This window comes from cf. Phormidesmis sp. LEGE 11477 (assembly GCF_015207105.1).
In the GTDB taxonomy this organism is placed as follows: domain Bacteria; phylum Cyanobacteriota; class Cyanobacteriia; order Phormidesmidales; family Phormidesmidaceae; genus Phormidesmis.
In genome coordinates this window covers 1-22109 of sequence record NZ_JADEXO010000084.1, presented here as the reverse complement: position 1 = coordinate 22109, position 22109 = coordinate 1, and the positions used below count along the sequence as shown (strand labels likewise).

General features: G+C 50.2%; 17 protein-coding genes. 10 read left to right on the top strand and 7 right to left on the bottom strand.

Annotated elements, in window-relative coordinates; translation table 11 throughout:
* Window positions 1-26: 26 nt before the first annotated feature.
* Both IQ256_RS20190 and IQ256_RS20185 read right to left on the bottom strand, forming a co-directional pair.
* Window positions 27-1484, bottom strand: coding sequence for a cold shock domain-containing protein (locus IQ256_RS20190; protein ID WP_193857359.1), 1458 nt, complete (start codon window positions 1482-1484; stop codon window positions 27-29).
* Window positions 1485-1936: 452 nt separating this feature from the next.
* The gene (locus IQ256_RS20185) at window positions 1937-4069 is read right to left on the bottom strand and encodes an FAD-dependent oxidoreductase (protein WP_370623503.1); all 2133 of its coding nucleotides are present in this window, start codon (window positions 4067-4069) and stop codon (window positions 1937-1939) included.
* 248 nt (window positions 4070-4317) lie between these two features.
* Between IQ256_RS20185 and IQ256_RS20180 the strand changes: the two genes are divergently transcribed.
* Complete coding sequence (locus tag IQ256_RS20180; RefSeq protein WP_193857358.1) at window positions 4318-5577, top strand: lipid-A-disaccharide synthase-related protein; 1260 nt, start codon at window positions 4318-4320, stop codon at window positions 5575-5577.
* 51 nt (window positions 5578-5628) lie between these two features.
* Window positions 5629-7428 carry an ABC transporter ATP-binding protein gene (locus IQ256_RS20175; RefSeq protein ID WP_193857357.1) on the top strand — a complete coding sequence of 600 codons (1800 nt, stop codon included), beginning with the start codon at window positions 5629-5631 and terminating at the stop codon, window positions 7426-7428.
* 64 nt (window positions 7429-7492) lie between these two features.
* On the opposite strand, the gene IQ256_RS20170 is transcribed toward IQ256_RS20175, so the two are convergent.
* Window positions 7493-8353: an ABC transporter permease gene (locus IQ256_RS20170; RefSeq protein WP_193857356.1), complete on the bottom strand. Its 861-nt coding sequence runs from the start codon at window positions 8351-8353 to the stop codon at window positions 7493-7495.
* A gap of 494 nt (window positions 8354-8847) precedes the next feature.
* Between IQ256_RS20170 and IQ256_RS20165 the strand changes: the two genes are divergently transcribed.
* From IQ256_RS20165 to IQ256_RS20145, 5 genes are all read left to right on the top strand, one after another.
* Window positions 8848-10158, top strand: a complete 1311-nt coding sequence (locus tag IQ256_RS20165) for a hypothetical protein (protein WP_193857355.1) — start codon at window positions 8848-8850, stop codon at window positions 10156-10158.
* Window positions 10159-10209: 51 nt separating this feature from the next.
* The gene (locus IQ256_RS20160) at window positions 10210-10653 is read left to right on the top strand and encodes a hypothetical protein (protein ID WP_370623502.1); all 444 of its coding nucleotides are present in this window, start codon (window positions 10210-10212) and stop codon (window positions 10651-10653) included.
* Window positions 10619-11149 carry a hypothetical protein gene (locus tag IQ256_RS20155; protein ID WP_228025105.1) on the top strand — a complete coding sequence of 177 codons (531 nt, stop codon included), beginning with the start codon at window positions 10619-10621 and terminating at the stop codon, window positions 11147-11149. The genes IQ256_RS20160 and IQ256_RS20155 overlap by 35 nt, the downstream gene beginning before the upstream one ends.
* 105 nt (window positions 11150-11254) lie before the next feature.
* Entirely contained in the window at window positions 11255-13354 is a 2100-nt protein-coding gene (locus IQ256_RS20150) for a hypothetical protein (RefSeq protein WP_193857354.1), read from the top strand.
* A gap of 91 nt (window positions 13355-13445) precedes the next feature.
* Complete coding sequence (locus tag IQ256_RS20145) at window positions 13446-13880, top strand: Fur family transcriptional regulator (RefSeq protein ID WP_193857353.1); 435 nt, start codon at window positions 13446-13448, stop codon at window positions 13878-13880.
* A 397-nt stretch (window positions 13881-14277) separates the two neighbouring features.
* On the opposite strand, the gene dnaN is transcribed toward IQ256_RS20145, so the two are convergent.
* Entirely contained in the window at window positions 14278-15414 is a 1137-nt protein-coding gene (gene dnaN, locus IQ256_RS20140; protein WP_193857352.1) for a DNA polymerase III subunit beta, read from the bottom strand.
* A 695-nt stretch (window positions 15415-16109) separates the two neighbouring features.
* A complete protein-coding gene (dnaA, locus tag IQ256_RS20135) occupies window positions 16110-17486 on the bottom strand; it encodes a chromosomal replication initiator protein DnaA (RefSeq protein WP_193857351.1) in 1377 nt (458 codons plus the stop codon).
* A 452-nt stretch (window positions 17487-17938) separates the two neighbouring features.
* Between dnaA and IQ256_RS30110 the strand changes: the two genes are divergently transcribed.
* The 3 genes from IQ256_RS30110 (at window position 17939) to def (ending at window position 20066) form a co-directional block, all read left to right on the top strand.
* Window positions 17939-18061 (top strand): hypothetical protein, encoded by a 123-nt coding sequence (locus IQ256_RS30110; RefSeq protein ID WP_255516222.1) that lies wholly within the window; start codon window positions 17939-17941, stop codon window positions 18059-18061.
* A 77-nt stretch (window positions 18062-18138) separates the two neighbouring features.
* Window positions 18139-19509, top strand: coding sequence for an HhoA/HhoB/HtrA family serine endopeptidase (locus tag IQ256_RS20130; RefSeq protein ID WP_193857350.1), 1371 nt, complete (start codon window positions 18139-18141; stop codon window positions 19507-19509).
* Between the two features lie 2 nt (window positions 19510-19511).
* Entirely contained in the window at window positions 19512-20066 is a 555-nt protein-coding gene (def, locus tag IQ256_RS20125; protein ID WP_193857349.1) for a peptide deformylase, read from the top strand.
* A gap of 126 nt (window positions 20067-20192) precedes the next feature.
* Here the strand turns inward: def and IQ256_RS20120 are convergent, their stop codons facing one another.
* Both IQ256_RS20120 and mug read right to left on the bottom strand, forming a co-directional pair.
* Window positions 20193-21155, bottom strand: coding sequence for a DUF4114 domain-containing protein (locus tag IQ256_RS20120; RefSeq protein ID WP_193857348.1), 963 nt, complete (start codon window positions 21153-21155; stop codon window positions 20193-20195).
* Window positions 21156-21552: 397 nt separating this feature from the next.
* A partial coding sequence (gene mug / locus IQ256_RS20115; RefSeq protein WP_370623500.1) for a G/U mismatch-specific DNA glycosylase occupies window positions 21553-22109 on the bottom strand: 557 nt, incomplete at its 5' end.

Below are 22109 nucleotides of genomic sequence, written 5' to 3'. Positions count from 1 at the left end.
AGGCTTATTAACTGATTTGAGTAGAGTTACAAAAGGTCTATATGCGTCGCATAGGCTTTTCCAGCCATCACCTTAAAGGTGGCAACCACAGACGTTCCCCGCTCTATCTTGTCAAAGATATCAGCATTTATATACTTTTGATGGAAAAGAATATCCTTCGAGCCATCATCTGGCGTAATGTAGCCGTGGTAGTTTCCTGGCTTGATGGTGAACAGCAGCTTGACCGTACCTGGCTTAGACTCAAGTTCTGTTGCTGAGCTAGCCTGAGCTGATTCCCGAGCTGTCGCAGGGACGGCGGTCAGCCACGGATTAAGCGATTCAGCATTCTTTAAATCGGACGTTTTGTTAGTTTCGAGATCCGGCGCTAATGGACTAGCGACTTCTAAAGCAGGCGTTGCAGTCGGTTCGGTCTCTAGGGGTGGCAGAGGAAGAGCTTCAGAGACAGACAATTGTTCTCTATCAACTTCATCAATCTGTTCTTCGCTGACCCGCTCTTGATCGGATGGTTCTTTATAGTTGGGTTCCTCACTGTTCTGTTCTTCATCATGATCAGAAGGCTCTAGCAAAGAATATAGAGGTAGAGTCTCTTCGGCTTCTGCTGTCAAAGCTGGATCGCCAGCTTCTCCAAGCAGGTCTACAGCAACAGAACTATTTGCTTTCCCTATTTCAACGTTCTCTTGATCATCTGCTTCTATTCCTGCTTCTATTCCTACTTCTATTCCTTCTCTATCATCTATCTCTGTTTCCGCTTCTGCTACTTCTGCCTTTGTTATTTCAGTGACTTCTTCTACGGCGTCTTCTTCACTCTCGTAGATATCAAAGCTGAAAAGAGTTGCTTGCTCCGCTGGCTGAGGATCTGGCTGCGTCTCTGGCTGTGTATCTAGCTGCGTATCTAGTCCTTCAGAAGCGACCTCTTCTGGCTCAATAGCAGGTAGCAGATCGTGTATAGACGGTGGCTGATAATTGCCATGAGTTTCTACGGGAGACGAGGACCATGTGACATCACCGGCTGCTGGCTGCGTGAATGAGTCAGAGAGCATTAGCTCTGAGACAGCGGTCGGCATCGTAGAGCTGGCAAACTCTTCTGCTGAAATAGCAGCAGCGGTCGCGTCTAGTTTTCGATGAGTATCAGAATCTTCTACTAACTCTAAGTCAGGACCGACGGTTGAATTAGTCGCTGACTTTTCTAAATCGGTTGCGATCGCGCCCTGCGGATCTAGCACGTCTAGCTCTCTTGCAGGGTTAGCAGGCAAAAGGGAGACTCTTTTGGCGACGGGGGCGACAGTGTTGATGTTGATATCTGAGCGGGTAAGCCCTCCTTTATGCTGATTCCCTTGCTGCTGATTGGATAGGTGATCAGATGAGTCTACAAAGGGGGTGACTTCTGGTGTGTCGTTGGGCGATCGCAACTCTTGCCGACCAGACCTCTGCCGACCAGAAAAGATGCCTATAACCTTTTGAAACTGACTGAGTAGCCAAATCATCAACCGTCTGATCACTGTGACTGGCCCCCTGCTGCGCGCGCTATCACGGCGGAAATTACTGAGACTCTTTATCTTAACAGGCGCAAGCAAAGCCCAGCACGACTTCTATAGCTTTCCGCACTTAGCTTAAACTATCAGTAGAAGCGGTAACCCTTGTTCCATAAAGCGCTAAGTGCATAGCAGCGGTGCGACCCCGCGTCGTTGTACGGCGCTAGGGAACGCGCACCAAGACAATCCGCTAATGCATCAGCGGATTGCTATACCAACATGATAAAGAGAAACAGACTAACTTCTAGGCGGCTTCACCACTTGCCAAACGATAAAAACAGTAAAAGACAGATAGCCGATAGCCACCATCCAGTTTTGCCAGCTGTCTGTAGCGCTCATCAGACAAGTTCCGAGTATCTAAACTAAATTCAAATTCTACCAACGAAGGCAGAGCAGGTGACTAGCTACCAGACTCGCCAGTCCTCCCAATCGAGATTGAAAATAGAGGTGTCTGGAAAGGCGGTGGGATTGCCCTCGGCGTTAAGCCTACTTTGCAGCCTGGCTAGGTCAGGTTCGTAGGCAGGCAGCTGATCGGTTAGCTCGTAAGGCATGAGGTTGTTGTCTAGGGCAAAGTCGATGGTCGTGCCTGCCGCGACACCAACAGACCACTCAAAGGAGTGAACCCGGTAGGCCGCAGCGGCGATGTTGCTAGTCGCAATGGTTTTGCCGGCAATCAGCAGATTGTCTATGTCTTGTGGAATCATGGCTCGCAAAGGAATCTGAGCCGGATAGGCTTGACCATGGGCCCGGCGGATATTGGCGCGTTCGGTGTTGCCGGGCTGCTCGAAAGGATACTCACTCAGGCAGGGGTGAAAGTCGATGGCATATTGAGCGATGCCAACCGCATCCGGGTAGATAGTAGAACGGGTGCGTCTGGCAATATCATCGGCAGGCACGTCATTCTCGATCACGCTGGCTACATTCAGTCCGGCCAGCGCCTGCCACAGATCTAGATAGCGCCGATCGCCTAGCGTTTCTCTGTAATAGTCGTCTCGATAGTCGGCCTTAGAAATATCGATTTCATCGACGCTAAAGCCATCGGGATAGGTCAGCGATGGACGACCAATGATCCGGCGGCCCTCACGGATGTATGGGTATTTTGAGAGGCCATGAGCGGTGCCCATTGGCGCATCAAAGCCAGAGATGAAGCGATGATTAGGCGCAGGCGTTTTGACGTTGGGGCCTAGCTGCGAATCGGTGTCGCCTTCAACTAGCCAATAGTAATAGCTAAAGGCGTTCTCTTCGGCTTTTCGCAGTGCGTCTACTCGCAGGCCACCTAGCCAGCCGCCTGGTTCTAGCTGTCCAGTTGTCGCCAGCTGATCGGCGCTAAAAATAAAGTTGTCTCTGGCGGTGCCGGGGCGATAGTCGTTGCCCCAGGTCCAGTTCTGCATAGAGATATCACCCGGTACGACGGCAGAGACGCCAAACTGTCTGGCTTCGGGTCTAGGATCTGGCGCGGCGATGCGGCGGTAGGTAAAGACGTAGTCAAAGTAGTCGTCATTCGGGCGTGATCGCTCGTAGCTAAAATACGGCTCATACTGCTCGTAGTAGGTCGGTTTAGGCTGTGGCTGTGGCTCTGCCGTACGCTCCATTGCAAAGGTGTAGGTGAAGCCCTGAGTGCAGTAAGGATCGGCAGTTTCGGTAGGAGAAGACGGGTTGAGGTGGGAGCGAGGGTCTAGTCCTAGTCGGTAGGGAACGCCAGAAAGCGCGATGATTTCGCCAGTTTCGGTCGCTTCGACGACGTACCAGTCGGCCTTTGGAGAATCAGCAGGGGTATCGGTGCGATCGCTCGCAATCGGCACAAACTGAATAATCTGCTTGGCTAGTCGCTCAGAATCTTCGTACTGATAGCTATCTAAAAAGATCTCTGATAGGAAAGAAGCATTGAGCGGCGGGGTGCCGGGTTGAGGCGTGTGTTGGATGGCGATCGCACTATCGATCATCCGACCATCGGTGCTAATTTCTAGCTCTTTGACCACCGTTGACGGAAACCACTTGAGCTGACCGCCCCCTTGATCAGCCGCTTCGTCTAGCATATCGCTCAAAAGCGTATGGGCATCCACTGGCAAAAAGCAAGACAGGCTCACCCAGCAGCCCCCAGGGTTTAGCTCACCATAAAAGTTTTCAATGCGGCGGCGCAGCTTGTTGTAGCCCTCTGGATAAAACAGCAGCGATCGCTGCTTTCTGGCTTCGTCTAGCGCCGATGTGCCCTGCGAAGAAATCTGTCCACCGACCCAATCCGTGATTTCGGTCATACAGACCGTACGGCCAGCGTGCAAACTTTCATAGGCTGTCGCGGTACCAGAGAGTCCACCGCCGACGATCAGCACTTCGCAGTCTACAACTTCGTCAATTGTCGGTGGCTGAAAGGTTGGCGGCGAGACTGGCGGTGTGACTGGCTGTAGGGGTAATGGTGTGACTGGCTGGGCGATCGCCTGCTGCAAAAATCCAATCGGCAGCGATGCGCCCATGATGACGGCACCGAGCAGACTGCCTGCTCTTTTGACGCTCAATCTCTTAACATCTAGTCTTTTCACATCCAGTCTGCTAGCGGAACCACAACCAACCAAACGAATAGACATACTAAAAGGAATTGAGCGAAACGACTCTAAGACTAAGCATTCATGCCACGCTTTGACAACCCATATAAACGTGAATTGTTGCTAAGCAACTAGAAAATTATTGGCCAGGGAAGAGCTGGAGCCAGCTGCTGAAGGTGGTAGATACCAGCGCCTACCCAGCAGCGGTGTACGATAATATTTCAGCTCGCCCGGAGCTTTGTGTTATGCCCCAACGCCTTTTATATATCAGCAATGGCCATGGTGAAGACAACCATTCTTCGCACATCATCAGAACGCTGCGCGCTATCCGACCAGAGCTAGAGATTGCCGCACTGCCCATTGTGGGTGAAGGCAGCGCCTACCGCAAAATTGACGTGCCGATCGTCGGCCCCACCTACACCCTGCCCTCCGGCGGATTTACCTACATGAATCGCCTGCGTCTGGTAGACGATATCCGCGCTGGCCTGCTAACTATGACCTGGAAGCAGTACCAGGCTATGCGAGACTACATCGGCCAAGTCGACTTTGTCGCGGCCACTGGCGACACCATTGGCCAAGCCTTTGCCTACCTCAGCGGCAAACCATTTGTCTCCTTCATCTCACCGCTATCGGCGATGTACGAAGGCAGGCTGAATATGGATCTGATCCTATGGCAAATTCTAAAAACTGAACGGTGCAAAGCAGTGGCCACCCGAGATGCTTACACTGCTGAAGACTTGAGAAAGCAAGGGTTAGCGAAAGTGACCTTTGGCGGCATTCCTTCGCTCGATCGGCTCAAACCCACTGGGAAAGACATTCAGCTAGCCGAAGATAAGAAAATGGTGGCACTGCTACCCGGATCTAGAACCGCCGAGGCCGTGCGTAATTTTAAGCTGGAAATGCAGCTGGCCTTAGAAGCCGCTCAGCTAAATCCTGATCTCCAGTTCAGGGCGGCACTGGTGCCTAGCGTCATGACCGAAGTTGACCGAATTGCCGCAGACGAGGGCTGGCAATGTCAAAGGCAGCAGTCAGGCGATCGCACCTGGATCAGCCTCAGCGCCAGCGCCGACGCCCACTATCCCAACCCAGTAGAGATTCTTTGCTACAGCGATGCGTTTAGTGACATTGCCTGTCGGTGCGATCTGGTAGTGGGCATGGCAGGGCTCGCGGTAGACCAAGCGATGGCGATCGGCAAGCCCATTGTGCAGATCGCCGGGGAAGGGCCGCAGTTTACCTATGCGTTTGCTGAAGCGCAAGACCGCCTGTTAGGTCTGTCTGTGCAAACGATTGGCAAGCAAGCCGCGACCCCAGAGATTCTAAAAGAGGCCGCAGCCTACGTCGTTAAAACAGTTGAAGACGATGATTACGCCAAAGCTTGCATCCAGAACGGGCAGGAACGGTTTGGGCCTTTTGGCGCGTCGGCTCGAATTGCGAATCTGATTTTGACCCATCTAGATCAGGCCACCGCGCTGACAGCAGAGCGCACCACTACCGCTAATGCCTGACTAGGGCTCAGACAGCCAAGAACTAATCCAACATTTTTTGAGCGATCGCCCGTGAATACCTCTGCGCCCAACCTGTCAACAAAAGTGAAGCCCATCAAGGACAACAGGCTTCACGACAAAGACGCCTCTAGCTATCGCTATCTGTGGCCTTTTATCAAAGCCGAAAAAGGGATGTTTATTGTCACGCTGATCTGCGTGGTGGGCTATGTTATCACCGTGCCGATTCTGCCGCATCTGGCTAAAAAAGCCGCCGGGGCAATTGGGGAAGGCGATGTCAGAACCACAGCTTACTGGCTGGGGCTGGCGATGTTGGATTTCGTCATCCAGAGTGCATTTTTGTATGCACAGCGGGTATCGGCCACAAAAGGATCGCTCAACGTCGTCATGGCAGTTAGAGAGAAAGCCTACGCCAACCTGCACCGTCTAGGCATTGACTACTTTGCCAGATCGCAGACGGGCGATTTGACCTATCGCTTGACCGAAGATGTGGACCGGGTAGGCGAAGTCATTTTCAAGATGTCTCAGCAATTTGTTTCTTGCATCTTGCAAATTGTGGTGCTGACGGCCTATATCTTTTATCTCAACTGGCAGCTTTCTCTGACGGGCATTGTCATCGCGCCTGTCGTGGCATTTCTAATCGGGCAGTTTGGTCAACGGCAGCTCTTACTTTCTCGCAAAAATCAAACGGCAATTTCTAGTCTGTCTTCTCTATTAACTGAAGTATTTGGCAGCATTCGGATTGTGCAGGCATTTGCGGCGCAAGAGTACGAGAAAGAGCGATTTCACAAAGAGGCGCTACTCAACCGTCAGTCTAGATTTAGAACAGAGTATCTAACTTCGGTGCAATATCCGGCGGTGGGTTTGTTGCAGGCGCTCAGCATTATGCTGCTGTTTTTAGTCGGGGCTTGGCAAATTTCGATTGGGCAGATGGAAGGCACTGATTTTGTCGCGTTTTTAGCCGCGATCGCCATCCTCATCAATCCGATCGATCTCACCACCCAGCACTACAACCTGTACAAGCAGACCGAAGCCTCAGCCGAGCGGATCTTCGAGCTGATGAACTTGCAGCCGACCTTAGTAGAAAGAGAAGACGCGATCGCCCTGCCTGCTATCACCGGCAAAGTAGAATATCGCGACGTTAGCTTCGGCTATGGCAGCGGTGATTCGCTAGAGCCCGTCCTTACCCACCTCGATCTGCTAGTCAGCCCTGGTGAAGTGGTTGCCCTAGTCGGCCCTTCTGGTGCAGGCAAAACCACTATCGTCAACTTACTAGCTCGCTTTTACGATCCTCAAGTCGGCGAAGTCTTAGTAGACGGCATCGATATCAAAACGGTGACAATCGCCAGCTTGCGCCATCAGATGGGCACCGTCCCCCAGGAAACCGCCTTGTTCTCGGGCACCATCGCCCAAAATATTGCCTATGGCCAGACCGAGCTAGACTACAACGCGATTGAGGCAGCGGCTAAAGTAGCCAACGCTCACGATTTTATTAGCCAGTTTTCTCAGGGCTATCACACCTGGGTAGAAGAGCGGGGTAATAACTTTTCGGGCGGACAGCGACAAAGAATTGCGATCGCCCGCGCTATTCTACTCAATCCGCGCATATTGATTTTAGATGAGGCCACCAGCGCCCTTGACCCTGAATCGGAAGCACTAGTGCAAGAAGCCCTAGATAGAGCCATGCAAGGCCGCACGGTTTTCATCATTGCTCATCGGCTCAGCACAGTTAGGCAAGCCGATCGCATTCTCTTTTTAGAGCGCGGCAAGATCTTAGAATCGGGAACGCACTCAGAGCTACTGCAGCAGGATGGGCGGTACGCGCAGTTCCACGCGCAGCAGTTTGAAGGTTAGGCATACCGTCTCGTAGGGGCATAGCCTGCTATGGCTCCGGCTAATTTACCAAGGTAACCAGAGACTAATTTACCAAGGTAACCAGAGAGAAAAGCGCAATCATTAGGTTAATCACGAACAGCGCTATCCAGGCCATCACGACCGCCGAAGTCGCCGACTGCCCCACGCCTTTCCCATGTAGCGCCGCCGTCAATCCTCGGCTACAGCTCGCGATCGCAATCACTAAGCCAAACAGTATCGCCTTACCCACAATTAGCAAAACGTCGGACACAGCCAAAGAGCTCCGCACCCCGCCCAAAAAGGTTCCCATCGGCAGTTGATAGACATAAGTTGTCAATAAACCGCCGCTCATCACGCCACAAAACAGACCTAAAACAGTCAACGTTGGCAGCATCACACCGCAAGCAATCACTCTGGGCATCACCAGGTAATCAATCGGGTCGGTTCGCAGCATCTTCAGAGCATCAATCTGCTGCGTTAGCTTCATAGAAGCAATCTCTGCGGCAAACGCACTGCCCACCTGGCAGGCCAGCACCCCTGCCGTCAATAGCGGCGCTAGCTCAGCGCAATAGCCCGCTGCAAATGCGCTCCCCAAAGAACTCACAGCGCCAAAGCGAGACATCTCTCTAGCGGTCTGAATGCCAAAGATCAGCCCAGTGCAGACATTCGTGGCCACGACCGAAGCCACGCAGCGCGGACCCGCACACATTAGATGATCCATAATCTGACGTTGACCCAGCCGCCCTCTTAACAACCGATGCATCACCTGGCCAGCCAACAAGAGCGCCATGGCCGCGTGATAGATCGGATAGTCAGGTTCCCTATGCACAGTCGAGCCCTTGGGTTGCTGCATCATATAGCGAGGGTCAGGCCGCCCAGACTGCTGTGATGCGCGCTGAGAAAACCGCCAATCAGCTTTAGCCATCGGCCTACACACTCCTACTTGATGCAAACTACTGATTCTGTGATAGAACCATCTAAATAGAAACCGCCAGTCACAGCATTCCTTAACTGGCCTCTTTTGAACACATTATCGAGCATCTTTCGATAGCAGCATTAATCTGCACTGAATATTTAACCTAGTAAAACCAAGGACGATTGGCTCGGTGTGGTTACAGCATCCTATAGGCAAAATGTACTAGGTCTATGCCGACTGAGCATTAGCGTACTAGTACGTATAGTCCTATGTTTAGTTATCGGAACATCACAACATAGATCAATTGAGTCAAGAACACCCTATACCCCTGACGGCCTATGTTTTAGCGCCCTAATATCGAACCCCTGAACAAGGCAATATCAGAAAACTTCATGTGGGTTTGGCATCCACCAGTTGATTTTCAATCAAGTTATAGTACACTTGTATTAGTACAGAGCTCGGCACTCTATTCTCTCTTTCTGTGCCTGCTAGCGTATGGAAATATGAAAAAAACTGATATGGAACTTCAGGTAATTCGAGAAAAGCTAAATTCTCTTCAAGCTGAACCGGCGAGGAGTGATGTGGCAATGTCGCCTTGGGCAGATCCTCAGGTGGGGAAAGTGCCCGCAGAAAAATTCAGATCTCAACAAGCAGTCCGCGATCGCCGACCACAAAAAGCAAAGGACACACCGCCAGCAATCGCGATCAAGACACTCAAACAGCGTGCAGGGAATTCGCCATATGGAACCGTTCATACCAGTTTAGATAGAGCTACTTGTAGCGAGGCCGATGATCTAGCAGTCAATGATTTAACTGCCAGCGATTCAATTGCTAGTAAATCAATTGCCAGTACTCCATCTGCCAATACCCTAATCGATAGAGAGCTACCTCAGATCGCATCGCTAGTACACAGCATCAACGAGCGATCGCAGCAGCAGGCTCACGACTTATTAAGCTTAAAGCGCTCTGCCCAGAAAGCGGCTTTCGCCCTTCACCGAAAAGGTATTCACACTCATCCGCAGCTAGATGCTATCGATCAGTTTATAGAACAATCCTCTACTGCCTCTATTCCTAATATTGAGATTGATAGTTACGGCAAGCTTTGTCTCACTCAAAGCACTGTTAGGCTAGGCCACGCAGAGGCAGAAGCAATCGTCAATGCCACATATGTACGACAACAGACTTCATCAAAGCGTCCCTTCCTACACCCAGATACTGTTAACCTTGATTCCTCTGAATGTCTTCAACAAAGTCAGTCAGACCACAGTGGCATAGGCGATAGTCAACAAACCAACCCCCGTAGACGTAGCAAGCGCGGACCAAACCAAGGGTCGGCTTTTAGGCTAGCACTTAGGCATGCGAAGCGGAGTGCGGCTTTGTGTAGGCAGATGCTGGTTCGCATTAAAGGAACTATCAGCAGGCAACAAGCAAAGAGCAGACTAAAGGATAAAGCCCAGAGATCTGTTCTACACAAAGCTCGCACGGCCCAGATTCAACCTGTATTTGTTCAGCCTGTAGTAGAGGGCAAAGTCACCGAGGGTGGTGCCGTAGAGTCAGCGGCTACTCTTAGCGATCGCAGCAGTTTCTCCTGGATAGATGCAACCATCTGGATCGTCAGCGCTACGATTATACGCATTCTTCTCAACAACCTTGTCTTCAACTATCCGTTTTTTCAAATCCCACTAATGCTGATACTCGTTAGCATTATCTCTTATTCTATCTACCGAATCGTTCTCTCACAGTCCATGGATATGAACGCTACCTATCGTACGGGTGCAGCGCTATTAGGTTTGGTTTTAGGCAGCGTCCTCTAAACTCATCACTTTTCCAGAAGACTATTCTTTTGTTCATTCGGAGTCGATATCGTGCTACAGTTCCCCCTATCGAAAAAACAATCAGCCGCCGCTATCAAGCCGATTGTTGCTGGCGGATTGATTGTTGCGCTTGCTGGCCTTCTTATAGACTTCAGTGGTATCAGGGTGCTGAGCGGTAATCCATTGGAGTTTACCCGTAGTCTAAGGCCGGGTAAAGCCGTTGAGCAGCTCTCAACCGCCTGTACAGGAGAAATTATTAGCGCTGCACAGCTCTCTAGAGAACAGCTTGCCCAGCTACTTACCGTCCCAGAAAGAGAAAGCAAACAGCGCATTCGTCAGATCGTAGAGCAGCCTTACTGTCAGCTCGCTTCTCTCAATGTTCGAGCTGGCGTCGAGTCAGAAAGAGAAGCATACCCACTTGAGTTTGCCCCAGACAAAACGTTCATTATCCTATACGAAGATGGTGAATACGCAGGATATGATTTCAAGCTTTGAGCAATCTTTTTATGTTTTTATGCGCTCTGCTTACTACACGGTCATGAAGTTTCCACTGCTTTTTCATATCTTGCTATTCTCTAGCATTCTTGTGCTCACTAGCTGTAGGACTCGCTCTGCGCCAAAGTCTCGCAGTATTCAACTGCAGCAGCAATGGACTTTAAACCCTGGCGACGAGATTGCTGGAAATTTAGTGGCCGGTAGCTTAGGGGATATCTCCCTTTACTTAGAAGATAAAAAGATAAAAGCACCTTTTGATGGAGACTTAGAACTAAGTGAATTAGATAGATGCGCGCTGTACTCAACGCCAGAAATTCCGGCCTATCTGTTTCGACTATGCGGATTGAGTAAAGTGAGCTACGGCTCTATTAAAGCTGGAAGAACAATTGGAAAAGGTCGCTACCTCAGCTTTGCCACGCTTCGACGACAGCCCGATGGCACTTGGATCATTGTCGAACCGGCTAGAGGCGTTCTAGAAAAAGCCTTGGAATCATAGAACATAGTTGTTATTTACGATCACCACCGACGATTTGCCATTTACGGACGTCGTCTACTGACCGCTGAAAATACTTTCCCTATTAAAAACTGTGCGAGTTCAAAGATGCTGAAATCTTCCCACCTATTTGCTATTAGCCTGCTGCTAACTCTGTTTAGCTGGACCACTTTCAATCGCCGCGCTCAGGCTGCAGAGACTAGCGGTATGGGTCTGTCCTTCGAGCTATCTCCCTCCCAAGCCAAAGCCAAAGAGCTGTCCTCACGCTTGCCTAGTTCTGCTGTAGCTGCCGAAGAGTCTCAAAAAGAAGTCAGCGTTGCCAAAACCTCTGAGGAAAGCAACAATCTCTCCGTTCCCGCTGTTCCTATTCCGCTCGGGTCTGACACACTAGCCTATCACCCAGAAATCCTTCCACCTATCTCCGCTAGATCAACCCAGACTGAGACGGCCAAAATTAGATCGGCCAAGAGTGAATCAGCTGAAACTGAACCCTCTAAGAATGACCCTGCTAAACCTGAGCTAGAGCCGATAGCAGACTCAAAAGTGAACGGTATTGGGTTGGACTTTGCAAGCGACGAGGTGGCGATCGCAGACCAGCTTCCAACTGCATCGACTGCTGCCATTTCACCTTCTCTAGCATCAGAGGCTGTCAGATTCGATTTCTTAAAACCGAGGATCGTAGACTCAAATCTAGAGAACCTATCAAGCTCCGCAAGCCCTGAGATCGATCGCTCCAAGAAGACATCTTTAGATCAAGCAGAACTCTCATTTATACTGAACGATACAGATAGTGTCCTCAGCGCATCAGTAATGGGAACAACATTCTCCGATTCAACAGTCTCTGACGGCGCAGATGAGGTCGCCAATTCCCAAACAACCACCGCTGAGGCAGTTTCCTTTGATAGCTTTGCCTTGGATAGCTGGATATTTCAAGACGGCAGTGATTCTCTAGTAGCCCGTACCGTTGGCAGCGCCGAAGGAACCCGGCATTGGAGTGGCGATCGCACCAGCGCCTATTACGGTCATGTTGATCCTGGTAACGGAGTGTGGAACCTTGGCACATTCTCATACCAACACGGCGCTAACAGCCCAGAAGAAGCCGATAGAAAGCAGCTCCAGCGCCTCAAGCGTCAGGGCGATCAAATAGAAGAGCAGGCTACCCAGCAAGGCATTCAGCTATCCCTAGAAGAAAAGCTAAATGCCTTAGATTTGGCAAACCAAGCGCCCCTAGCCGCACTAGACAGAGGGGGCTATATAGAGAAACTTGCCCAAGCTCGTCGGCTGAAAATGCCAAGAGAAGAAGCCATACTCTGGGCTAGGACCAATGCCTATAGAGACCCGGATACCCGCACTTGGAATGCACCTGGTTTAGGCAACAACGTCTACAGTATCAGCCGAGATCAAGAGAGACGAATGGTAGCCATCTCCAAAGCGCTAAAGGCTTTCGGTTCAAACGAACAAGAAAGTGATTCGCTCGCCAACCTAGAGCGTATCAGCTTAGCAGATACCAACCCAAGCAGCGCCGAGAGTATAAGGTCTGACGGCACAGATAGCCTACCGACACAATCTTCTGCAGCACAAACTTTTGGTAGCAATGCACATTCCAACAGATCAGACCAAGCAGTATCGTTCGCACTCCCAGTTAATGGCTCATCAGCCAACGACTTACTCATTAACGAGAAGTCAGCATCAACGTCTTCGGCGGCGGCGGCTGCTGAGATAGTCTCTTCTGAGGCGGCCACTTCTACAGCCCCCTCTTCTAGAAACCACGATCTGAGTGCTGCAGGCAACCCGACTAACGAACTAATGTCTGTGACCCAGGCAGAGGAAGAACGGATAAGAAGCGATGAACAAGCGGAGGCCGCTGAAGTAGAGAGCACCGAACCTATCAGCGCTGCAGCAGATATTTTTGAACTCCGTGCAGAAGAGAAGAATGCAGCTACCGACGAGGCCAGTAGCCTCGATGGATCCCAAGCGGTTGCGTTGACAGGCGAGCCAGATAGCGCTGAAGCCGAGTCATCGGAGGTAACGCTATCTGAGATCGAGTCAGATGAAAAGACTCGTCAGCAGCGCCTCAAATTGCTACAAGACGGTGCGCTTTCTCATGAAACAGCCGACGTAGAAGCACGGGAAGCTGATGCAGAGAATGCTGCTGTAGAAAGAACCCCGATTTATAGGGTAGAAGATAGAGTTTTGCCTCAAAAGTAGGCAGAGCTTAGCTCTGGTCGATAGACAGTTATCGATTATTAAGGCTAAAGTGGAAGTGACTACGGCTTAGCGAGAAAAACCAGACACTACCATGCAAACTTCCGCTGATCTGCCAGCATCCATAGACTCCCTAGACGAAGCTATCAAGAGGTGTCAGGACTTAGGCATGCGCTTGAGCCGACAACGACGCTACATTTTAGAGCTGCTCTGGGAGGACAAAGATCACCTCTCCGCTAGGGAGATATACGACCGTCTCAACCAGCAGGGCAGAGAAATCGGTCATACGTCGGTCTATCAAAATCTAGAAGCGCTCTCAGAGCAAGGCATCATCGAGTGCGTGGAGCGTTCGGAAGGGAGGTTATACGGCCATAGCAACTCATCCCATAGCCACGTCAACTGCACTGACACGAAAAAGATCATCGATATTAATGTTGAGTTGCCTGCAGAAATATTGGCCTTTGTAGAAGCCGAGACAGGTATAAAAGTATCGGACTACAGAATTGAGTTTTTTGGTACGAAGACCTAGGCATAGCATTGTATGCATCCACAATATGCTAGCTATAAAAACGACGATGCTACTGCGGGCCAAGTGGCCAACGCGATCGCATCGTCGTTCTAGGTTTAGCAAAGCTTTAGCAAAACTCGTTCTAGAAGATAGCTTTAGTTCGTAGCGAACTCAACTACTCAACACATCTCTACTAAAGAGCACTAAGACCGTGCCGAATGTTAAAACTGCAAGCACTAAAGTCATGTTTCGTCTCCTGTTTAATCGCTAATTGACAAGACGCATTCTAGGTAAACCTGAAAGTCGGCACATGCTTGACCTCCAGATAAGCACCGAATGTCCTAGTATAAATTAGCCCAAAGCTCTAGCAAAAAACATGAGAGTTAACACTGTTGTAGCTCAGTTCAAGGCTACGCACCTAGCTACGAATTTGTACGGGCATTACTAGGTAAGTAATTTTTGTTCCACCCAACGGTGTGAGAACAGACGGGCTAGTTGCTGTATTGCACTGGATCTGAATTTCGGCAGTGGGCAGGGCTTTCAGACCTTCTAATAGATAGCGAACGTTGAAAGCGATATCTAGATCGTCACCTGTGACCTGGGCTGGTAGGTTTTCCAAGCCACTACCAACTTCTTGAGCTTCGACAGAAAGTGCTAGTGACTGCTGCGTATTGTTAATCGATAGCTTAACGATATTATTGCGCTGGTCTGCTATCACCGCAATCCGCTCTAAAGATGAGACGAACTGCTTCCTATCTAGGGTTAGCTGTCGCTCAAACTGCTTCGGAATCAGCTGATTGTAGTTGGGATACTGCCCTTCTAGCAGGCGCGTAGTGATTCGCTGGCGACCGAGATCAAAAACGACTTGGGTATCGTCTAGCTGAAAGGCAACCGGTTCGCTACTAGGATAGGTTTGCAGAATACGCTCTAGCTCTCTGAGCGCTTTTCCAGGAATCGTAACTGTCATATCCAAGTCTGGTGTAAAAGCGCCCGTCTCATCGATAGTGTTGACCACAGCTAGACGATGGCCGTCTGTCGCAGCGAACTCTAGGCTGGCATCCGAGGCCGTCAGATGCACACCCGTCAGCACCTGCTTGGTCTCGTCACTGCTGGTCGCAAAAAGTGCCCCTCGTAGCCCTTCGATTAGAGCATCGGCTGAAACCTTAATAACATCTGTCACTTCGAGCTCGGGCAAGTTGGGGTAGTCTTCCGCGCTGAGTCCACGAACCTGATATCGACCAGCAGAACAGGCGAGGGTAACGACAGGTTCATCACTGTCTTCGCTGATGTCGATATCTTCGTTAGGTAAGCGAGAAACGATATCCCCTAGCAGCTTGGCTGGAAGCGTTAAAGCGCCACTCTCGTCAACCTGAGCGGCAAAGGTAGTTTGAATGCCTAGTGTCTCGTCGAATCCTACCAAAGTGACTGATTGAGCATCGGCATCGGCAGTCACTAGTACGTTACCGAGAACAGGCTTACTAGGTCGAGAGGGTACCGCTCGGCTAACTAGCGAAAATTGAGCATTGAATTCGGTTTGCGCGCAGCTGAACTTCATTACTTAAAAGGTAAAGAGAAAGGGGCTGATACTAACAGAAGAGTTGGGGCTAAAGATGCCCAATACTATCACCCTACTTGTCCAATGGAATAGGTCAATCAACCAGAGGTACCAGCGATTTTTTGAATGCTGTGCGTTCTCTTTTTCTACTTAGATCTCTTTAAAGTTTAATTTTAAACAGTAGTAGTAGGGGCTGGGGAAAGTGTGTATAACTAGGTTCCCGTTCAGCTACGGGAAGCATTGCACCAGATCTGCCACTGTGGAAAACCTGTGGAAAATAGCTGCCGTTTTCCACAGCCCTTGAGGGCAATGGATTTTTTTCCACAAATGAACAAAAGTTCCTCACATTCTTTCCACAGGTTTTCCACAGGAAAACAAGGGTTTTCCACAGGACTATTTTGGGTGCGAGTCATATTTCTTAATGCTTATAGTAAGCTGTGGCCCTTTGATTTTAAATTTCGGGCAGTCAAAAAGCGTTCAGGACTACGAGCTTCTGAACGCTTTTTGATTAGTCTATTAACGTTTACTACTTCGCTTCACACACTCTATTAGCAGTGCAACACTTTCTATAACTTTCTATAAAGGAGCAAAGTGTCAGCTAGCGTACGGACGTATCCGACGCTAGCGATAGCGGACTGATCCCCAACGGGCTAATCTACAGCCCTTGTGCCGAAGCCCCTGACATACGTCTTTTGTCAGCTATTGGACGCTAAGGTGATGCGATCGCTCACTTCTCGAACGGTCTGTGCCAGGTTTAGATCCCGCTTGATCAGCTGGGCGACCTTATCGCAGCTATACATCACGGTCGTGTGATCCTTGCCGCCAAACTGGTCTCCGATCTTGGGCAAACTCAGGTCGGTGTGCTTACGCATTAGATACATACCGACCTGCCGAGCCTGGCTAATCTCGCGCTTACGAGAGTTGCTTTTAAGGTCGTCCAACGAAATTTTGAAAGCGTCTGAAACAGCTTTAATCACCGATTTGGGCGAGGAATCTACCCGCTCAACTGGCGGATTGAGAACTGGGACTAAACTCTCTACGGTCATCGGTAGACCGGAGATTGAGGTATATGCGATCGCCCGAGTCAGCGCGCCTTCTAGCTCTCTAATATTCGTCACGTATGAAGACGCAATATATTCTGTTACCTCCCGAGAAATCGACACCTGCTCATACTCTGCCTTCTTTTGCAAAATGGCCATGCGCGTCTCAAAGTCAGGAGATTGAATATCCGCAATCAAGCCCATCGAAAACCTAGAGCATAGTCGTTCCTGTAGCCGAGGAATCTGGTTGGGCGGGCGATCAGACGCCAATACAATCTGCTTACCAGCTTCATGCAGTGTATTAAAGGTGTGAAAAAATTCTTCTTGAGTGTACTCTTTGCCCTCAATGAACTGAATGTCGTCAACTAAGATGACATCAACCTCTCTGTACTGTTCGCGAAAGCGCTGCATCGTATCGCGGCGAATAGAAGCAATCAGGTCATTAGTAAAGGTTTCTGTCGATACATAGGCAACCTTTGCCTGCCGATCGCTCTCCATGCGGTAATGCCCAATCGCCTGCATCAGATGAGTTTTGCCCAGTCCAACACCGCCGCACAAAAACAAAGGGTTAAACTCCCGGCCCGGCGACTCGGCAACGGCCAGCGCTGCCGCATGGGCCATGCGATTGTTTGCACCCACCACAAATCTTGAGAAAATAGCTTTTGGATTCAGATCAGAAGAGCTCTGATTGACCTTTGTCGTAGCCTTTGCCTGCGTATCAGCTGAGGCTGTCGGCTCACTTCCTGCTTCCGAAGGGCTGAGCGGTTTGTCTGCATCGTCTCTATCTTTGACGGTGACAGTAACCGTAATAGTGTGACCTAGAACTTCTGCCGCAACCGTAGAGATTTGGCTCAGATAGTGCTTTTGTAGCCAGTTGCGAGCAAACGGATTATCAGTTAGAAGCACTAGCTGATCATTCGAGAGCGTTTGAACTTTTGTGGGCTTTATCCAGGTTTCAAAGGTGGGTGGGCTTAGCTGCAAAGCTAGCTTTTCTAAAACTTGATTCCAAATATCTTCTTTGATGACGGCCACAGGTCCACCTCTAGCATTTGCGGATGAGAGTCGGGTAAGTCTGCTGCAAATAATGGAACCGACACAAAAATGTGGTTAGTCCCTGGTCAAAGATCAGGTGAGCTTACCTTGTTTGAATAGAGCTGTTTTATGAAAGGGGCTTGATTGGCTGAAGGCTTGGCTGCGTCTTTACACAGGCAGTAAACTAAAAATGCCCCATGTCTAGAGTGCTCGTGCTAGGAGTGCCCATTTTCAGAGTACTCGTGCTTAGTGGACTCGATGATATTGTTTTGGGGAGCTTATAGCGTACTAGATATAGCGTCCTAAAAGGGTGCAATATCCGTGGATAGTGTAGCAGTGAACTTCATATCGACTGTGAAAATGCCTGAATGGTTAAGGGTTTCAAGGACTTTTAAACTTTTTGGAAGGTGTTTGAAATTTGAGAAAATCATAGGAAAACGGATAAGAGGTAAGTGCGATCGCGCTATCTTAATCCTGCTTCTGGCTCAAATCCTCTGTTCAAGCTGATGATGCTCAAACGGGTGGCGTTCAAATCTGGCGCTCAAACTGTTGCGGCTCAAACTGGCACTACATAGCACTACAAATACTTAGCTATTCTGTTAGAACGAAAAGTACGTAATTACGATTATTTAGAACTGGATCAAAACCGGACATGAAGCAGCCTGAAAGAGAACAACGTGAACCTGCGATCACACCTAGTGATTCTGTTGACATTTCAGTTAGCCAGGAAAGCCAAGGTTCTGTAGCTGAGCATAGCCGCGTGCGCTTTTGGTTAAAACAGGCGCTGGCATATGGACTAGTCACTGCTGCTAGTGCAAGTACCGTGCTGTGGGTGACTGGCAAAGAGATAACCCCTACCGCTTCTACCGCTCAGCAGCCTCAATACCAAGAGGCCCAGTCCCAAGAGATCCAGTTTTATAGCACGCCAGAGACTCCTTCTAACCTCGCCCAGACTGAGACTTTGATCGCACAGGGCGCGGCCACAGGTACGCAGCGACTGATAGGCGGTGCTAATTTCATCGCGGATGCGGTAGATCGAACCGGCCCTGCAGTCGTACGAATCAATTCTGCTCGCACTGTTACAAGTCGTCTACCCGCTGGCTTTGACGATCCCTTTTTTCGTGATTTCTTTGGTGATATCGGGCCGCAATCGCGTGTAGAAAGAGGCACGGGATCGGGCTTTATTCTAGATGCGAACGGTACGATCGTGACCAATGCTCACGTCGTAGAAGGTGCAGATGAGGTGACCGTAACCTTTAAGGATGGACGGGAATTGCTTGGCGAGGTAATCGGTGAAGATTCGCTGACAGATTTGGCCGTTATTAAGGTCGATGCTAGAGAACTACCGACGGTAACGCTAGGTGATTCAGATGCGCTGCGTCCGGGAGAATGGGCGATCGCAATCGGCAATCCTCTGGGTCTAGACAATACGGTCACAGCTGGCATTATCAGTGCGACCGGGCGAACCAGCGCTCAAATTCGCGTACCCGATAAGCGCGTGCAGTTCATTCAGACCGATGCGGCCATCAATCCAGGTAACTCTGGTGGTCCGCTGCTGAACGAGCGCGGCGAGGTCATTGGCGTCAATACCGCTATCATCGGCAATGCTCAGGGTCTAGGCTTTGCCATTCCGATCAACCGAGCTAGAGAAATCGCGAGTGAGCTAGTAAGCAGGGGCCGGGTGGATCATCCCTATCTGGGTATTCAAATGCTCACGCTGACGCCGGAACTAAAAGAGGAGCTGGAGACTCGTCAAGAGTTTGATGCGCCCTTGCAGACCGATTCTGGAGTCGTGATTGCGGCTATCGTGCAGGGATCTCCAGCGGCGCGATCTGGCTTGCGCCAAGGCGATGTGATCCAGAAGATGAATGATCAAACCATCACAGATGCGAACGAAGTACAGCGGATTGTGTCGGATACAGACCTAGGCGATGCGATCGCCCTGACGCTCAACCGCAATGGCCGAACCGTCAATCTAGACGTGCGACCCGGCCCCTATCCCGTGCAGACAGGACGACGATAGCTATGGCCAACCGTTTGACCGACAGTTCGACCGGCAGTTTGACCATTGCAGAGCTAGGAAATCCAGTGTTGCGATCGCCCGCAAAAGCCGTCAGCAATATTCAAGACCCTGCTTTTCAGCAGCTAATTGACGATCTAATCTCGACCACGATTGAATGTAACGGGGTCGGTATTGCTGCGCCTCAGGTCTCCCAGAGCCTGCGGCTATTTATTGTTGCCTCGCGGCCAAACATCCGCTATCTTCACGCGCCGAAGATGGCTCCTACGCCTATGATCAACCCTCAAATTCTTAGCTACTCTGATGCAGTCGTCATGGGGTGGGAAGGCTGTTTGAGCGTGCCAGGACTGCGCGGGCTAGTCAAGCGATCAAAAGAGATAGAAGTTCTATACACCGATCGCCATGGCCAGCAGCAGCAGCGAACGTTTACCGATTTTGTCGCCCGCATCATTCAGCACGAGTACGACCATATCAATGGCAAGGTCTTTTTGGATAGGGTAGAAAGTACGCTGGACTTGATGAGTGAAGCTGAATATCACTCTCGAATTGTTTGTGGTTAGCACGAATCTTCTACGGTCAGTGTCCGTGACCATCTAAAGGAAACCAGACACAATAGGAACAAAGGAAAGGCCGAACACTTATGCATTCGGCCTTCAAGCGGCAAACAAGCGGATCTCGATAATCGGTTAACTGGCGTTCTGACGGCGGCGAGTCTGCGCTAGACCCATCGCCCCAAAGACTAACAAACCTGCCACGCTCATCGGTTCGGGAACTTTGACTGTGTCGGGGCGATCGCCTTGCAGTCCGCGCACTGCTAAGACCACATCATTAAAATCGCGATCAGAGGTGCCGCCGTCATCTGTGTGTGGACCGTACAGATCTTCAAAGCCAAGTAGCACCCAGTTATCTCCTTCATACTGGAGCTCTCTAGCGACAAGGTGCTGCAATCCATCTGCGTTCGCGGTTGGATCAGCGCCGTATATATCGCCATCTGCAAAGCGTGCGCCATCCTGCTTGAGAAAGAAGTCAAAAGCAATCTCACCAGAGAGTCCGCCAATGCTTTTCCCATCACCCAGCTTCATGGTACCTACTCCGTTATCCCCCAAAGTTTTTTCTACTACCAGAGATTCTGTTCTTTCTAGATACCTAGCCTGTTTGTTAGCCAACTGTCTTTCTTTGTTAGCTTGCTCTTGCTCCGTTAGAGTACCAGATTCGATTTCTCCTTTTAGGTCAGCAATTGCTGCACCTAGTTTTGCAATTTGGTTCTCGGCCTTCCTAATCTGCCGGGCCGTTTCTCTACGAATACTTTCGGTCGAGGCAATATCTTCAAACAGCAGCGTTTGCTCTCCACCATTCATAGAATACAAGAGCTGGTTTCTGTAGCCTGCGCCTTCGTTAATAAAGAAGACATCAATATCGCTGCCGATTTGGTCCCAGTACAGCGAATCAGCAGATAGCTCGGGTAAATTTGTCTCATCCAAAGCCAGGCGCTCAGCGTTAACTAATCCGTTGAACAGATCAAAGAGTTCTACATTGGCCTCTCTTAGATTAGTACTTTCGGTGATCGTCTCAGCCTTAGCACCTGTTGCTGTCAACAGTGAGAAAGAGGTCGCAGCCAGCAAGCCAATACGTAGGAAAGGGTTTTTCATAATCGAGTATGTGAAGATGGAGTAGGCCATGTGTAAACGAATACATAGAATTTAACGGAGATATGAGCATTTAATAACCGTGAAACCCTGTAAGCACTGCCTTTTAATCGGCGTTTGTTCATAGAAAATAGTTTGCAGCTACTCGTAGATTCTCTATACACACAAGACTATTCCCTGCTAGCCCGACTGCCTTTTCAGTGGTTTTCCTTAGAGAAGAAAGCGTCAATGTAGTCTGCTTAACAATTCTTGCTCCGCATCAGTAGATCTACCGCCTGACTGCTTTGGCCTATGAAAAGCGGCTTTCAGAAAGCGCTAGATACGCTGAAACGCTATCAGCCGAATTTAGAGAGAAGTATGTGCCTACTGCCTCGACATCCCCTAGTTTTGTCGCCGCTGCCTACGAGCTGTGGCTTTCTACAGCAGTGATGACCCAGCTATAGACTTCTGCCAGGTCGTCAACCTGATAGTGAGCGTTCAGCCCGCTGGGATTGGGCAGTGCCCAGATCGGCGTATTTTCCCAATCAGGCTGCGGTCCAACTTTGGCTTTGGGCGTGCCAAAAGCGGTGCGATAGGCCGTAATCCCTAAAAACGCTAAGCACTTTGGCCTGTAGGTTCGGATTTTGCCAGCAAGCAGGTCGCGACCTGCTTTGATTTCGGCTGTGCTCAGTTCGTCGGCGCGGGCGGTGGCGCGAGGGGCCATGTTGGTAATGCCGTAGCCTAGTTCTATTAAAGAGGCGTCCTCACTAGGATCGTAGAGTCTGGGCGTAAATCCAGCTTTGTGAAGGGCTTTCCAAAAGCGATTGCCAGGTCTGCCGAAGTGATGGCCGATGGCGACTGAGTAAAGGCTGGGATTGATGCCGCAGAAGAGCACATCGAGATTGGGCGCGATGATGTCTGGCATGGTTTGGCCTTGGCAGGCGGCGACTTCGGCTTTGGTGGGGCGGGGCATGGGAG

Bases quoted from the DNA above. Each gene is read 5' to 3' on its own strand.
- dnaN (WP_193857352.1), bottom strand. From the start codon at position 15,414: ATGAAGTTCAGCTGCGCGCAAACCGAATTCAATGCTCAATTTTCGCTA.
- IQ256_RS20170 (WP_193857356.1), bottom strand. From the start codon at position 8,353: ATGGCTAAAGCTGATTGGCGGTTTTCTCAGCGCGCATCACAGCAGTCT.
- IQ256_RS20165 (WP_193857355.1), top strand. From the start codon at position 8,848: ATGAAAAAAACTGATATGGAACTTCAGGTAATTCGAGAAAAGCTAAAT.
- IQ256_RS20180 (WP_193857358.1), top strand. From the start codon at position 4,318: ATGCCCCAACGCCTTTTATATATCAGCAATGGCCATGGTGAAGACAAC.
- IQ256_RS20190 (WP_193857359.1), bottom strand. From the start codon at position 1,484: ATGATTTGGCTACTCAGTCAGTTTCAAAAGGTTATAGGCATCTTTTCT.
- def (WP_193857349.1), top strand. From the start codon at position 19,512: ATGGCCAACCGTTTGACCGACAGTTCGACCGGCAGTTTGACCATTGCA.
- IQ256_RS20130 (WP_193857350.1), top strand. From the start codon at position 18,139: ATGAAGCAGCCTGAAAGAGAACAACGTGAACCTGCGATCACACCTAGT.
- IQ256_RS20155 (WP_228025105.1), top strand. From the start codon at position 10,619: ATGGTGAATACGCAGGATATGATTTCAAGCTTTGAGCAATCTTTTTAT.
- IQ256_RS20120 (WP_193857348.1), bottom strand. From the start codon at position 21,155: ATGAAAAACCCTTTCCTACGTATTGGCTTGCTGGCTGCGACCTCTTTC.
- IQ256_RS20150 (WP_193857354.1), top strand. From the start codon at position 11,255: ATGCTGAAATCTTCCCACCTATTTGCTATTAGCCTGCTGCTAACTCTG.
- IQ256_RS20145 (WP_193857353.1), top strand. From the start codon at position 13,446: ATGCAAACTTCCGCTGATCTGCCAGCATCCATAGACTCCCTAGACGAA.